The 13,723-nt window shown below is 72.8% G+C and carries 12 protein-coding genes; 10 read left to right on the top strand and 2 right to left on the bottom strand.

Annotated elements, in window-relative coordinates:
* The first annotated feature begins 51 nt into the window (after positions 1-51).
* Positions 52-393 carry a hypothetical protein gene (locus WQ56_RS07950; protein ID WP_047136570.1) on the top strand — a complete coding sequence of 114 codons (342 nt, stop codon included), beginning with the start codon at positions 52-54 and terminating at the stop codon, positions 391-393.
* Between the two features lie 579 nt (positions 394-972).
* On the opposite strand, the gene WQ56_RS07955 is transcribed toward WQ56_RS07950, so the two are convergent.
* Positions 973-1,374, bottom strand: coding sequence for an endonuclease domain-containing protein (locus tag WQ56_RS07955; protein ID WP_343123205.1), 402 nt, complete (start codon positions 1,372-1,374; stop codon positions 973-975).
* A gap of 196 nt (positions 1,375-1,570) precedes the next feature.
* On the bottom strand, positions 1,571-2,494 hold the full coding sequence (gene ubiA / locus WQ56_RS07960; protein ID WP_047136572.1) for a 4-hydroxybenzoate octaprenyltransferase: 924 nt from the start codon (positions 2,492-2,494) through the stop codon (positions 1,571-1,573).
* Positions 2,495-2,715: 221 nt separating this feature from the next.
* Here ubiA and WQ56_RS07965 point away from each other — a divergent pair, with 221 nt between their 5' ends.
* From WQ56_RS07965 to WQ56_RS08005, 9 genes are all read left to right on the top strand, one after another.
* Positions 2,716-3,531, top strand: coding sequence for a CpsB/CapC family capsule biosynthesis tyrosine phosphatase (locus tag WQ56_RS07965; RefSeq protein ID WP_197076454.1), 816 nt, complete (start codon positions 2,716-2,718; stop codon positions 3,529-3,531).
* 18 nt (positions 3,532-3,549) lie between these two features.
* Positions 3,550-4,248 (top strand): polysaccharide biosynthesis/export family protein, encoded by a 699-nt coding sequence (locus tag WQ56_RS07970; RefSeq protein WP_047136574.1) that lies wholly within the window; start codon positions 3,550-3,552, stop codon positions 4,246-4,248.
* Between the two features lie 52 nt (positions 4,249-4,300).
* Complete coding sequence (locus WQ56_RS07975; protein ID WP_047136575.1) at positions 4,301-6,607, top strand: polysaccharide biosynthesis tyrosine autokinase; 2,307 nt, start codon at positions 4,301-4,303, stop codon at positions 6,605-6,607.
* Between the two features lie 9 nt (positions 6,608-6,616).
* The gene (locus tag WQ56_RS07980; RefSeq protein ID WP_047136576.1) at positions 6,617-7,966 is read left to right on the top strand and encodes a hypothetical protein; all 1,350 of its coding nucleotides are present in this window, start codon (positions 6,617-6,619) and stop codon (positions 7,964-7,966) included.
* On the top strand, positions 7,963-9,141 hold the full coding sequence (locus WQ56_RS07985; RefSeq protein ID WP_047136577.1) for a hypothetical protein: 1,179 nt from the start codon (positions 7,963-7,965) through the stop codon (positions 9,139-9,141). The genes WQ56_RS07980 and WQ56_RS07985 overlap by 4 nt, the downstream gene beginning before the upstream one ends.
* Before the next feature lie 291 nt (positions 9,142-9,432).
* Positions 9,433-9,852, top strand: coding sequence for a hypothetical protein (locus WQ56_RS07990; protein ID WP_047136578.1), 420 nt, complete (start codon positions 9,433-9,435; stop codon positions 9,850-9,852).
* Between the two features lie 82 nt (positions 9,853-9,934).
* Entirely contained in the window at positions 9,935-11,326 is a 1,392-nt protein-coding gene (locus WQ56_RS07995; protein ID WP_156170429.1) for an O-antigen ligase family protein, read from the top strand.
* Between the two features lie 25 nt (positions 11,327-11,351).
* A complete protein-coding gene (tviB, locus tag WQ56_RS08000) occupies positions 11,352-12,635 on the top strand; it encodes a Vi polysaccharide biosynthesis UDP-N-acetylglucosamine C-6 dehydrogenase TviB (RefSeq protein ID WP_047136580.1) in 1,284 nt (427 codons plus the stop codon).
* Positions 12,636-12,637: 2 nt separating this feature from the next.
* Positions 12,638-13,690, top strand: a complete 1,053-nt coding sequence (locus tag WQ56_RS08005; RefSeq protein WP_047136581.1) for an NAD-dependent epimerase/dehydratase family protein — start codon at positions 12,638-12,640, stop codon at positions 13,688-13,690.
* The last annotated feature ends 33 nt before the right edge of the window (positions 13,691-13,723 follow it).

Below are 13,723 nucleotides of genomic sequence, written 5' to 3' on the forward strand. Positions count from 1 at the left end.
TAACGCGGCCGGTTGCTAGGCTGCGGCTTTCGCAACGCAGACGGCCGCCGCATGAGCACACGCTACCTGATCCGCATTCCCGACGCCGACAAGGCCCGCACGTCGGGAGCCTACGCCCTGCGCTCGCAGGGCCCGGAGGGCATCGCCGCCGAACTGCAGGACGCCCTGCGCGGCGACAGCCTGTTCGCCCGCTGGCGCGCCGACCAGCCCGATCCGGACGACGTCGATCCCGCGCTGGGCATCACCGACCCGGCCGCGCAGGTCGTCGGCCAGCAGCGCGACCTGGACATCGACCTGACGGTCGACACCGTGATCTCGAGCACGGTGCTCAAGCATCGCCTGCGCCTGCTCGCCGGCAGCGCCTGGGAACTGCGCGACGTCCGCGCCGCCTGAGCGCGGCGACGGCGGCAACCGGTGCGGTCGCCTGCGTCGTCGTCTTCGCATCCGGCGGGTCGCGGTTCCAGCGCATTGCGAAGGCCGGTGTCTGCGCCCGACCTCGATGGCCGGCGGCGCCTCGCCTGCCTTGCAGCAGGGCCGCGGCGAAGCGCGGTCGACCGGGACGGCCCATGCCCCCACCCGGCGCGCGACGCGCGCCGACCTCCCCCGCAGCGCGGGGGAGGTGACTTCCCCCTCGCCCCGTTCCTCGACGTCGACCTCACCCGCGCGTCAAACCAATCCCGCATGCGCCGGGACCATGCTCCGCTGCGTCCGCCCTGGGTGCGCGGCGACACGTCCCTCTCGACCGGCAGCCTTGAACCCACCCGCGCGTCAAGCCGACCCGCATGCGCCGGGACACCTTCCGCTCCCTTCCCTCATGCGTCAGGACACCTTGCGCTTCCTTCCCGCGCGCGCCAGGACACCTTCCGCCCCCTCCCCGCGTGCGCCAGGACACCTTCCGCCCCTCCCCGCGTGCGCCGGGACACCTTCCGCTCCCTCCCCCGCGCGCGGGGGAAGGTTGGGTGGGGGCCGCGGTTAGCGGTGATCCGTCCGGCTCTGACCCGCCAGCGCATCGGCGCACAGTGCCTGACGGACCCGCAGGCATACACCCTCCGGATTGCCGAGCACGTCGTGGTTCCAGAACCGAAGCAGCCGGTAGCCCCGCATTCGCAGGAAGGCGTCGCGCATCGCATCGGACGCCGAGCCTGCGTGTTGCCCGCCGTCGACCTCGATCACCAGCCGGCGGGCCAGGCAGACGAAATCGACGACGTAAGGGCCGACCGGATGCTGGCGGCGAAAACGTGCGCCCTCCACCTGCCGCATGCGCAGATGGCGCCACAGGGCACGCTCGGCCCTGGTCATGTCGCGCCGGAGACGACGTGCCGCATCGCGTTTCGCACCTGGCCGCACCGTCGGCTCCGACAAGGACGGGAACACGGAGCCTGACGGCGGTCGAGACATCGGCACAGCAGGAAACGGCGCGATAGCGCGTCGGTGTATTCCGCGGCGGGCCCCCACCCGACGCGCGACGCGCGCCGACCTCCCCCGCATGCGGGGGAGGTGCCCGTCACGACCCTCGGACGTCGACATCTCACCAAGCGACCCGCGCAGCGGGCAGGCCGGCAGATCTTCCTCAGCCTGCAAGCCGCGACAGCGGCGGCAGGGCGTAGTGTGCGGCGATGCCGGCGAAGACCGTCATGCCGACCCAGTGGTTGTGCAGGAACGCGCGGAAGCACGGGCCGCGCTCGCGGCCGCGGGCGATCGCGAACTCCCAGGCGACCAGGCCGATCGCGACGGCCAGCCCCAGCCAGTAGTACGCGCCGAGGCCGGCCTGGCGGCCGGCGAGCGCGAGGGCGGCGAAGGTCGCGGCGTAAAGCAGGGCCTGCGCCAGCAGGTCGTGGCGGCCGAACAGGATCGCGGTGGACTTGGCGCCGGCCTGGAGATCGTCCTCGCGGTCGACCATGGCGTACCAGGTGTCGTACGCGGTCGCCCAGAAGATGTTGGCCACGAACAGCACCCAGCCCACCGGCGGCACCGTGCCCTGCACGGCCGCGAACGCCATCGGGATCGCCCAGCCGAACGAGATGCCCAAGTACACCTGCGGCAGGTGGGTGTAGCGCTTGAGATACGGATAGCTGGCCGCGAGCAGCACGCCGACGACGCTCATCAGCACGGTCAGCCGGTTCATCGTCAGCACCAGCGCGAACGCGACCAGCATCAGCCCGGCGAACAGCAGCAGCGCCTCGCGCCCGCGCACCGCGCCGCTGGCCAGCGGGCGGTCCTTGGTGCGTTCGACATGGGGATCGAGCCAGCGATCGGCATAGTCGTTGATCACGCAGCCGGCCGAACGGGTCAGCCAGACGCCGGCGCTGAACACCGCCAGCGTCCACCACGGCGGCAGCCCGCCCGCGGCGATCCACAGCGCCCACCAGGTCGGCCACAGCAGCAGCAGCCAGCCGATCGGGCGGTCGCCGCGGACCAGTTTCCAGTACTGCGCGAGGCGGTCGCGCCAGGGCGCGGCGGGCCGCGGAGAAGAGGGGACGTCGTGCGGAATCATGCGGCGCAAAGGTTAACAGGGCCGGCCGCCGATACCGCCGCACTGCAGCAAATCGCGCACACGCCCAGTTCACACCGGCGGCTTCGCGGCAGGGCTAGACTCTGCTCCCCGCCGCCCGGTTCCGGAGCGCGAAGTGATCGTTGCCTGCATGCCATCGATCCGAAGGCCGCCCGCCCCCGGCGCGCGCGTCGCGCGTCCGCCGGCCGCGGGATGCCGGCACCATGCCGGCGGGCGGGGCTGACGCGGTGTTCGACCTGCACTGCCACCTGCTGCCCGGCATCGACGATGGCGCCGTCGACCTCGACATGGCGCTGGAGATGGCCCGGATGGCGGTGGCCGACGGCATCGAGGTGACCGCCTGCACCCCGCACATCTATCCCGGCCTGTACGAGAACACCGGGCCGCAGATCCGCGCCGCGATCGCCGCGCTGCAGGCGCAGCTCGACGCGGCGGGCATCGCGCTGCGGCTGGTCGAGGGCGCGGACGTGCACCTGACGCCGACGCTGGTCGACGGCATCCGCAGCGGGCGCATCCCGACCCTCGCCGGCTCACGCTACCTGCTGTTCGAACCGCCGCACCACGTCGCGCCGCCGCGGCTGGAGGAGGTGCTGTTCGAACTGATGACCGCCGGCTACGTGCCGGTCATCACCCACCCCGAGCGGCTGAGCTGGGTGGAGCAGCACTACGACCTGTTCGTGCGGGTCGCCGGGCGCGGCCCGCTGATCCAGATCACCGCCGGCGCGTTGACCGGCCGCTACGGCCGCCGGGTCAAGTACTGGGCCGACCGTTTCGTCGGCGAGGGCCACGCGCACGTCATCGCGACCGACGCGCACCACCCGAGGCGACGCCCGCCGCTGCTGGCCGAGGCCCGCGAGGCCGCGGCCGCCCTGGTCGGCGCGGTCGAGGCCGATCACCTGGTGCGCACGCGGCCACAGGCGATCGTGCGCGGCGACCCGCCGACCGCCCTGCCACCGCTGCCCGCGCCCGCGCCGCCCAGGCCCGAGGGCTTCTGGCACCGCCTGCTGCGCTCCGCCTGACTGCCGAGACGACCTGCCATGACCCAGCCCGTCCGCCTCCTGCTCCTCGCCCTGCTCGCCTGCCTGCTCGCGGCCTGCGCTTCGGGCGGCAAGCGGGCGCAGCACCTGCCGGCCGACCTGCCGCCGCCCGACACCACGTCGACGTCGGGCGCCTACGAGGGCGCGTCCGACTACCGGATCGGCGCGCAGGACCTGCTGGAGGTCAGCGTGTTCGGCGTGCAGGAGCTCAACCGCCAGGCGCGGGTCAACTCCAACGGCCAGATCACGCTGCCGCTGATCGGCGCGGTGATGGCCGGCGGGCGCACCATTCCGGAGCTGGAGACCGAACTCGCCCAGCGCTATGCCGACGGCTACCTGCAGAACCCGCAGGTCAGCATCTTCGTCAAGGAATACACCAGCCAGCGCGTCACGCTCGAAGGCGCGGTCAAGAAACCCGGCATCTACCCGCTGACCGGGCGGACCACGCTGCTGCAGGCGGTCGCGATGGCCGAGGGGCTCGACGAAATGGCCGACCTGCAGGGCGTGGTGCTGTTCCGCCACGTCAACGGCGAGCGCATGGCCGCCGCGTTCGACATGAGCGCCGTGCGGCGGGGCGAGATGGCCGACCCGCAGATCTACGGCGACGACATCATCGTCGTCGAACGATCGGGCAGCAAATCGGCGATGCGCGAGTTCCTGCGCACGATCCCGGCCTGGGCGCTGTTCATCGCGCTCTGACCCTGCGCTGCGAGACGCCCGCCACGGACTGCGGCACAAGGAGCCCGCCCGCATGCAAGACGATCACCTGCCCGCCGTGACCGGCGACGATGGACACGGCGAGCGCCGACTGCCGGCGCACGGCAGCGGCCAGCTGACCCCCGCCGGCGCCCGCGGCCTGAGCGTCGAGCTGCTCGAGGGCAAGCGCGGCACCGGCAACGAGATCGACCTGCTCACCTACTGGCGCATCCTCGTCAAGCGCCGCTGGCTGGTGCTCGGGGTGCTGGGGGCGGTGGTCGCGGTCACGCTGCTGGCCACGCTGCTGATGCCGCCGGTCTACCGGGCCACCGCGACGCTGCAGATCGACCGGGAAACCGTGCAGATCATGCAGGTCGAAGGCATGACCAACGCCGAGGGCACGTCCACACCCGACTTCCTGACAACCCAGTACGAGCTGTTGCGCAGCCGCGCGCTGGCCGAGCGCGTCGCCGACGAACTGCGGATCGACCGTGCGACCGTCGAACGCCTGCGCGCGACGTCGTGGTGGCAGCGCGCGAGCGCCGCGCTGCGCCCGTCCGCGGGTAACGACGCGACCGACACCGCCGACGAGAACGTGGCCGATGCCGTCGACGAGGCCGCACAGGACGACGGGCGCGCCGACCTGGCGCAGGGCACGGCGCTGGTCCGCGACGGGCCCACCATCGAGCCGGTGCGCAACTCGCGGCTGGTGCGGGTGCATTTCGACTCGACGCTGCCGGGGTTCTCCGCACGCGTGGCCAACGCGATCGCCGACGGCTTCATCGAGTCCGGCGTCGAGCGCAGGTTCGGCGCGTCCTCGCACGCAAGCCGCTATCTCGAGGCGCAGCTGGCGCTGGCCAAGGGCCGGCTCGAGGAATCGGAACGCGCCCTGGTGGCGTTCGCCACGCGCGAGAACATCGTCGGCAGCGGCGAGGGCGGGCTCTCGCTGGAAGGCCAGAACCTGAGCACGCTCAACACCGCGCTCGCCGCCGCCCAGGACCAGCGCATCCAGGCGCAGGCGTTGTGGCAGCAGGTCGGCGGCGGCGGCTCGCTGCCGGCCGCGGCGGTGGGCGCGTCGATCATCAACACGCTGCAGCAGCAGCGCGCGCAGCTCAATGCGCAGTACCAGCAGCAGTTGCAGACGTTCAAGTCCGACTACCCGGCGATGCGTGCGCTCAAGGAGCAGATCGACGAGGTCGGGCGCCAGTTGCAGGAGGAGCGCGCGTCGGTGCGGGCCTCGATCAAGGCCGAGTACGACGCCGCCCGCGCGCGCGAGAACATGCTGCTCTCGCAGCTGGCGCAGCTGCGCACGCAGGCGCTGGACGTCGACAACCGCTCGATCGACTACAACATCCTGCGCCGCGAGGTCGACACCAACCGCCAGCTCTACGACGGCCTGCTGCAGCGCTACAAGCAGATCGGCGTGGCCGGCGGTGGCGGCGCCAACAATATCTCCATCGTCGATCGCGCGATCGTGCCCGCCAGCCGCTTCAAGCCCAGCCTGCCGCGTAACCTCGCGCTGGGCCTGGCGATCGGCCTGGTGCTCGGCGCGCTGCTGGCGTTCCTGCTCGAGTTCCTCGACGACACGCTCAAGAGCCCGGACGATGTCGAGCAGGACCTGCGCCTGGCGGTACTCGGCGTGATCCCGCGCCTGAAGAAGCAGACCGTCGCCAACGCGCAGGCCGACCCGCGCTCGGCGTTCTCCGAGGCCTACCGCTCGGTGCGCACCGCGCTGCAGTTCTCCACCGACCGCGGCGTCCCGCGCACGCTGCTGATCACCAGCGCCAGCGCCGCCGAAGGCAAGTCGACCACCGCGCTGACGCTGGCACGCAACTTCGCGCAGCTCGGCAAGCGCGTCTTGCTGATCGACGCGGACCTGCGCAACCCCTCGCTGCACAAGACGCTCGAGGTGCGCTCGGAGACCGGGCTGTCGAGCCTGCTGGCCGGCGCGGCGGCGATGGGCAAGGCGGTCGTGGACACCGACGACGAGCGACTGAAGGTGATCCTCGCCGGCCCGCTGCCGCCCAACCCCGCCGAACTGCTGTCGGGCAACCGGCTGCTGTCGCTGCTCACCGTCGCGGCCGAGCACTACGACCAAGTCATCATCGACGGCCCGCCGGTGCTGGGCATCGCCGACGCGCCGCTGCTGTCCAACGTCGTGGGCGGCACGCTGCTGGTGGTGCAGGCCGGCAGCACGCGCAGGAAGACCGCGCAGACCGCGCTCAAGCGGCTGCTGGTCGCGCGTGCGCGGGTCATCGGCGCGCTGCTCACGCACTACGACGCCAAGGTTGCCGGGCAGGACGACGACTACGCGTCCTACTACGCCTACGGGACGTCGCCCAGGCTGACCGGCAATCCCTAGGCCGGTGGCATGACCGCCGGAGAGGAAGCCCTCGACATCGCCTTCGGCCTGCTGCGCGTGCCGGCTCGGCGCGAGGCGCTGCGCACGCGTCCGCTGCCCGACGGCGTCACCGAGGTCATCGAGATCGCATCCGGCGACGACGACGCGCTGCGGGCCGCGGTCGCGCGGACCGGCCACGCGCCGGCCGAGCTGCTCGAGGCCACGCGCTTCTACGTCCAGCAGGTGCTGCTGGCCGACGGCGCAGACGCCTACCGCGTGCTCGGCGCGCGGCCGGGCGCCGAGCACGCGCGGCTGCGCCGGCACCATCGCCTGCTGCTGCGCTGGCTGCACCCCGATCGCGGCCAGGACTGGGGCGACGCGTTCGCCTGGCGCATCAACGACGCCTGGCGCGCATTGCGCACGCCCGCTGCACGCGCGCGTTACGAGGCGCAGCGCCCCGCTGCCGCGATGGCGCCCCCTGCGGGCGCCCGCCCGCCCGCAGCGACGGCGGCCGGTCCGGCGCGGCCCCCGCTGCCGGTGCCCGGGCCGGACCGGCGCAGCGTCGCCGCACCGTGGATCGTCGGCCTGCTCGCGGCGACCTGCCTGCTGCTCGCCTGGCTTGCGATGCGCGCCGACTGGACGCCGCCACACGAGGACGATCCCGTGGTCGCCGTCCGGCCGCCACGTGCCGCGTCGCCATCGCCATCGCCTGGGTCCTTGCCGAGGCCGACGTCGGCCCCCCCCGTTCCCGCCTCGTCGCGTCGACCCCCTGCCCCCGACAACGCGTCCTCGCCGGCCCCCGCGGCGGCGATGCCGGCCGACGCCGCCGACGCATCGCTGGTCGAGGATCCTCCGCCTGCCGCCGTGGCCGACGCCGTCGCGCCCCGCGCGACCCCCGCCGCGCTTTCGGCACCGGAGGCGCCCCCGCGACGCCCGGCGCCCGTCCCCCCGCCGGCCGCGCCGCCCGTGCCACCGTCCGCGTCCGCCGGGCCGATGCCTGCCCCTTCGCCCGGCCTCCAGGCGGAGGCGGAGGAGGATCCGTCGCGCCTGATGCGCGAGGCCGAACGCATGGTGGCGGCCCTGGTCGACCAGCTCACCGCACGGTCGCCGGCCGCGCCGGTGCCCGAGCCCGTCGCGGACGCCCGGGACGCGCTGCACGCGCGCGTGGCGCCGGCGCTGCGCCGGCGCATGACGTTGCAGGACGCCGAGTGGACCCTCGGCGCGCGGGCCGCCTCGATGCAGGCGCCCTATCGACTGGGTGGATGGCGCGGAACAGGGGAGACCGGATGGCTGCGCGTGACGCTGGTGCGGGACCAGGCCCGATGGCGGCTGGACACACTGCGGCTGGAACCGGCGGTGCAGGAGGCGGCCACCCGATGAGCCCCGCGCGCCGCTTCGTGTTCGCGGGCGTTCTGGCCCTGCTGGCCTGGGCCGGCTGGCAACTCGTCGCCCATCGCCACGCCGAGCGCGACGCCTCGGCCGCGCTCGCCGAGGCCAACGCCCGCCTGCGGGCCGGCGATGCCGACGGTGCCGCCCGGATCGCGCGCGGGGCCCTGACCCAGGCGCCGGGCCAGGGGCGCGCGTTCGGCATCCTCGCGCGCGCGCTCGACGACGAAACCGACGACCCGGCCAGCCGCCAGCGCTACGCCATCGCCGCGCGCCGTGCGCCGCGCGATGCCGGTGTGCGCGTCGCCCTCGCCGCCGACGCCCTCGAAGGCGGCGACCACGCCGCCGCGCTGGTGCAGCTCGATGCACTGCTGACGATCGCGCCGTCGCGCCGGCAGGACCTGTTCGGCGCGATCGCGCAGTTGTGCGACGACCCCGACTTCGCCGATGCGCTGGCCGCGCATCTCGCCCACCGCCCGCGCTGGCGCGCCGGCGCGTTGCGCGCCATCGCCGACACTGCCCGCCCCGAAGCCAAGGACCGCCTGTACGGCGCGCTGCGGGCCGCCGGCGATCTCGGCCCCGACGAGGCGGCCCGCTGGATCGAGGGCATGTTGCGCGAGGGCCGCTGGGGCGATGCCTACGCCCGCTGGTTCGCCGGGATCGATCCGGCGCCGTCCCGGCTCCCGGTGCCGTGGAACGGGGACTTCGCTGCGCCGATCGGCGGCGCCGGCTTCGACTGGCGGCTGCGGCCCACCGCCGGTGTCGCGACGCAGCGGGTCCGCACGTCGTCCGGTCATGCGCTGCGCCTGCGCTTCATCGGCCGCCCGGTGGCCCGCACCGGCCTCGAGCAACCGCTGCTGCTGGCGCCGGGGCCGCACGTGCTGCACTGGCGGGCCCGTACCGACGATCTGCGCAGCGACCAGGGCCTCGCCTGGGAACTGGCCTGCGCCCGCGGACGTGCGATCGCGCGCGGCGCGGCCGTCCGCCAGGCCGAGGCCTGGACCGAACGTGCCCTGGCCTTCGAGGTCCCGGAGCGCGACTGCGACGGCCAGTGGCTGCGGCTGGTCAATCCCGCGCCGCGCGGCGTCGCGCAGATCGTGCGCGGCGAACTCCTGGTCTCGGACGTGAGAATCTCGGCGGGCGGCGAACAAAATCCCCATTCACCTTGAGCGCGGCACCTTGGCGCATCGAAACGACTTAATAAGGCCCTTTCAAAATCAATGACTTGGACGATCGAACGGCTAACACGAGACGCCTTCCGAGCGGCCGCGCATTTTCCAATCGCGCCCGGGGCTTTTTTCTGAATGGGTTATGGGCGTCAAATCCAGCTGAATGACCGGGAAAAACCTGTCAATACCGCTTGCGGCGCCTCCGCGGCAGGACTAGGCTGCGATCATGCGTCGTCGGGCGCCCGCCATTCCCGGCACATTCCGGCACACTTTCTGGATGGAAAAACTGCCATGAACATTCGCTTCGCGCTGATCGCGGCCCTGGCCATCACCGCCACGCCCGCCGCATTCGCACAGGATGGAAGTGCCACGCTGCGCGTCGATCGCGGCAGCGCGATGACCAGCACCGGCGGCGAATTCGCCGCGGCGCCGTCCGGCAGCCAGGTCGGACCCGGCACGCGCGTGATGCTCGCCGAGAACAGCCGCGCGACGCTGGTCTACCCCGATGGCTGCACCCAGCCGCTGAGTGCGGCCGGCGTCTACAGCGTGCCGGCGACCTGCGTCGCCGCGGCGGGCACCAGTGGCGCTACCGGCACGATGGCGGGCGGCGAGGCCGCCGCGACCGTCGGCATCGTCGCCGGCACGATGGCGCTGGTCGGCGTCGGCCTGCACAACATGGATGAGGAACCCGCACCGCCGATCAGCCGCTGAGTCCGGCCGCCGGCAGGGGATCGAACGGGACGGGAAGGCATTTCCCGTCCCGTTTTTCGTGGCGCGACGAATGGGAGACGGCGTGCGCAGGGCATTGGGGGACAAGAGCGAATCGTGGGCCGTGGCCGCCGCCTCGGCACTGCTGCTGGCGCTGCTGCTGGTCGGCGGCAGCACCCAGGAGGCCACCGGCACCGGCGACCTCGTCGTCCGCCTGCTGTCGCTCCCGATACTCGCGTGGGGCGCCTACCGCCTGTTGCACGCCCCGCTGGGCACGCTGCGCGCCACGTGGCTCGCGTTCGCAGGCACGCTGCTGCTGATTCCGCTGTTGCAACTCGCCCCGCTCGCCGGAGGCGGCGAAGGCCGCGCCGCACTCGCCGACGATCTCGCACGGTTCGGATTGCCGCCGCCGCGAACCTGGTCGCTGCTGCCCTCGGCCACGCGCGATGCCGCGTTCTCGCTGTTGCCGCCGCTGGCGGTCTTCGCGCTGGCCTCGACGCTGTCGCACGCGGGCCTTCGCCGGCTCGCAGCCGCGATCGTCGCGCTCGCGATGGCCAGCCTGTTGCTGGGCATCGCGCAGCTCGGCGCGCCGCAGGAAAGCTTGCTCAATCCCTATCCGCAATGGCGGCCGGCGCTGGGGGGATTCTTCGCCAACCCGAACCACCAGGCCGCGCTGCTGGTCGTCGCGGCGACGTTCGCCGGCGCCCACCTGGCGGGCCTGGCCGACGCGGCCGAGGACCGGGTGCGCCCGCAGCGCATGCTGCGCATCCTGGCGGCGGGCACGGCGCTGGCGCTGGCGCTCGTCGCGCTGCCGCTCACCGGCTCGCGCGCGGGCGTGGTACTCGCGATCGTGGCGGTCCCCGCGGCGGCCCTCGCCCGAAGACCGTCCGCGACCGGGCGCGGACGTGCGGGCCTGGCCGTCGGCCTGGGCGCCATGGTCTTCGGCGCGCTCGCCGCGCTGCGCTGGATGCGCACCGATGCGGTGGACGACCTGCGCGGTCCGCTGCGCGCGGCGTCGGAGACGATCGCCGCGCGCTTCGCGCCCACGGGCAGCGGCATCGGCAGCTACGTGCCGGTGTTCGAGCAAGAGGCGCCGCCGCAACTGCTGATGGGCAGCTACGTCAACCATGCCCACAACGAGTACCTGCAATGGTGGATGGAAGGCGGCGTGCCGGCGCTGCTCGCGATGGCGCTCGGCGCGGTCGTCCTCGACGCCACGCTCGTGCGGCTGCTGCGCCTGCCCGGGCGCGATCGCGCGCTGGGCCTCGCGGCCTGGATCGCGCTCGCCGCGATGCTCGCGCATTCGCTCGTCGACTACCCGCTGCGCACCCCCGCGCTGCTTGCGATCGCCGCGGCGTTGGCCGGCATCGCGTGCGCCGAAGCGACCCGCGCGCGCAAGCCCGCCTCCACGCATGTGCGGCATGGCAGCGGCCGGGTCCCCGGCCGTCACGATTCGACGGCGGCCCCGTCCCGCTGACGGGACCCGACAGGAACGGACACGGATGAGCAATGCGGTACAGACGGACGACGTACGCATCGCGGTGGTGGGCCTGGGCTACGTCGGGTTGCCGCTCGCAGTGGAATTCGGCAAGCGGTTCGCGACGATGGGGTTCGACATCGACCCGGCGCGCATCGCCGAGCTGCGCGCCAGCCGCGACAGCACCCGCGAGGTCGAGGCCGAGCAGCTGATCGAGGCCGACCGCCTGATCTTCACCAGCGACCTGGAAGACATCCGCAGCTGCAACGTCTACATCGTCACCGTGCCCACGCCGATCGACGCGGCCCGGCGCCCCGACCTCTCGCCGCTGGAGGGCGCGAGCGCGGCGCTGGGTGGGGTGCTCGCGCGCGGGGACACGGTGATCTACGAGAGCACCGTCTACCCGGGCTGCACCGAGGAGGTCTGCGTCCCGATCCTCGAACGCGCCTCGGGGCTGCGGTTCAACGTCGACTTCGCGGTCGGCTACAGCCCCGAACGCATCAACCCCGGCGACAAGGCGCACCGCCTGACCAGCATCCTGAAGATCACCTCGGGGTCGACGCCGGCGGCCGCCGCGTTCGTCGACGCGCTCTACCGCAGCATCATCCCGGCCGGCACCCACCGCGCGAGCAGCCTCAAGGTCGCCGAGGCGGCCAAGGTCATCGAGAACACGCAGCGCGACCTCAACATCGCGCTCGTCAACGACCTGTCCATGCTGTTCAACAAGCTCGGCATCGACACGCTCGAGGTGCTGGAGGCAGCCGGCACGAAGTGGAACTTCCTGCCGTTCCGTCCCGGCCTCGTCGGCGGCCACTGCATCAGCGTCGATCCCTACTACCTGACCCACAAGGCGCAGGAGGTGGGCCACCATCCCGACGTCATCCTCGCCGGGCGGCGCACCAACGACGGCATGGGCCCCTACATCGCCGGCGAGGTGATCCGGCTGATGGTCCGCAAGGGCATCAATCCGGTCGGCGCGTGCGTACTGGTGCTGGGACTGGCCTTCAAGGAGAACTGCCCGGACCTGCGCAACACCCGCGTGATCGACATCGTGCGCGCACTGCAGGCCTACCACGCGCGGGTCGACGTGGCCGATCCCTGGGTCGACGCCGCCAGGGCGCGCCACGAGTACGGCATCGCCATCGTCTCGCCCGGCCACGACGCCTACGACGCGGTGATCGTCGCGGTCGGCCACGAGGAATTCCGCGCACTCGGCGCCGATGGCGTGCGCGCCTACGGCAAGCAGGCCGCGGTGGTCTACGACGTGAAGTCGATCCTGCCGCGTGGCGCGGCCGACGGACGGCTCTAGCGATGGGCACGCTGCCGGGCACCACGGACGTCCCGCCCGCCTACCGGCAGTGCCGGGCGGCGCTGCGCGCGCGCCCGCACCGGTGGCTGGTCACCGGCGCGGCCGGCTTCATCGGATCCAATCTGCTCCAGGCCCTGCTCGAGCTCGACCAGCACGTCGTCGGCCTGGACAACTTCGCCACCGGCTACCGGCACAACCTCGAGGACGTGCGCGCGCATGTCGCGCCCGCCCAGTGGGCGCGCTTCGCCTTCGTCGAGGCCGACATCCGCGACCCCGACGCCTGCCGCCGCGCCTGCGACGGCATCGACCACGTCCTGCACCAGGCGGCGCTCGGCAGCGTGCCGCGCAGCATCGCCGACCCCCTCGCCACGAACGCCGCCAACATCACCGGCTTCCTCGACATGCTCGTCGCCGCGCGCGACGCCGGCGTGCGCAGCTTCACGTACGCCGCCAGCAGCAGCACTTACGGCGACCACCCGGCGCTGCCGAAGGTGGAGGCCACCATCGGCCGGCCGTTGAGTCCGTACGCGGTGACCAAGTACGTCAACGAACTCTACGCCGAGGTCTTCGCGCGCACGTACGGCTTCGCCAGCATCGGGCTGCGCTATTTCAACGTCTTCGGCCCGCGCCAGAATCCCAACGGCGCGTACGCGGCGGTGATCCCCACCTGGGCACGCGCCCTGATCGCCGGGGACGCGGTCCGGATCAACGGCGATGGCGAGAACAGCCGGGACTTCTGCTTCGTCGCCAACGCGGTCCAGGCCAACCTGCTCGCGGCCACCGCCACCGATGCGTCGGCGCTGAACCAGGTGTACAACGTCGCCGTCGGCGAGCGGACCACGCTCAACACGCTCTACCGCCTGCTGCGCGAGACCCTCGCCGCCCACGGTGTCGCCGGCGACAGGCCGCCCGAGTACCGCGAGGTCCGCCCCGGCGACGTCCGCCACAGCCTCGCCGACATCGGCAAGGCGCAGCGCCTGCTCGGCTACGTGCCCACGCACCGGCTCGCCGACGGCATCGCCGTGGCGGCGCCATGGTATGCGGGGCTGGCATGACATGATCGACAAGACGGTGATACGTCTGATCGC

It is taken from the genome of Luteimonas sp. FCS-9, assembly GCF_001014645.1.
In the GTDB taxonomy this organism is placed as follows: Bacteria; Pseudomonadota; Gammaproteobacteria; order Xanthomonadales; family Xanthomonadaceae; genus Luteimonas.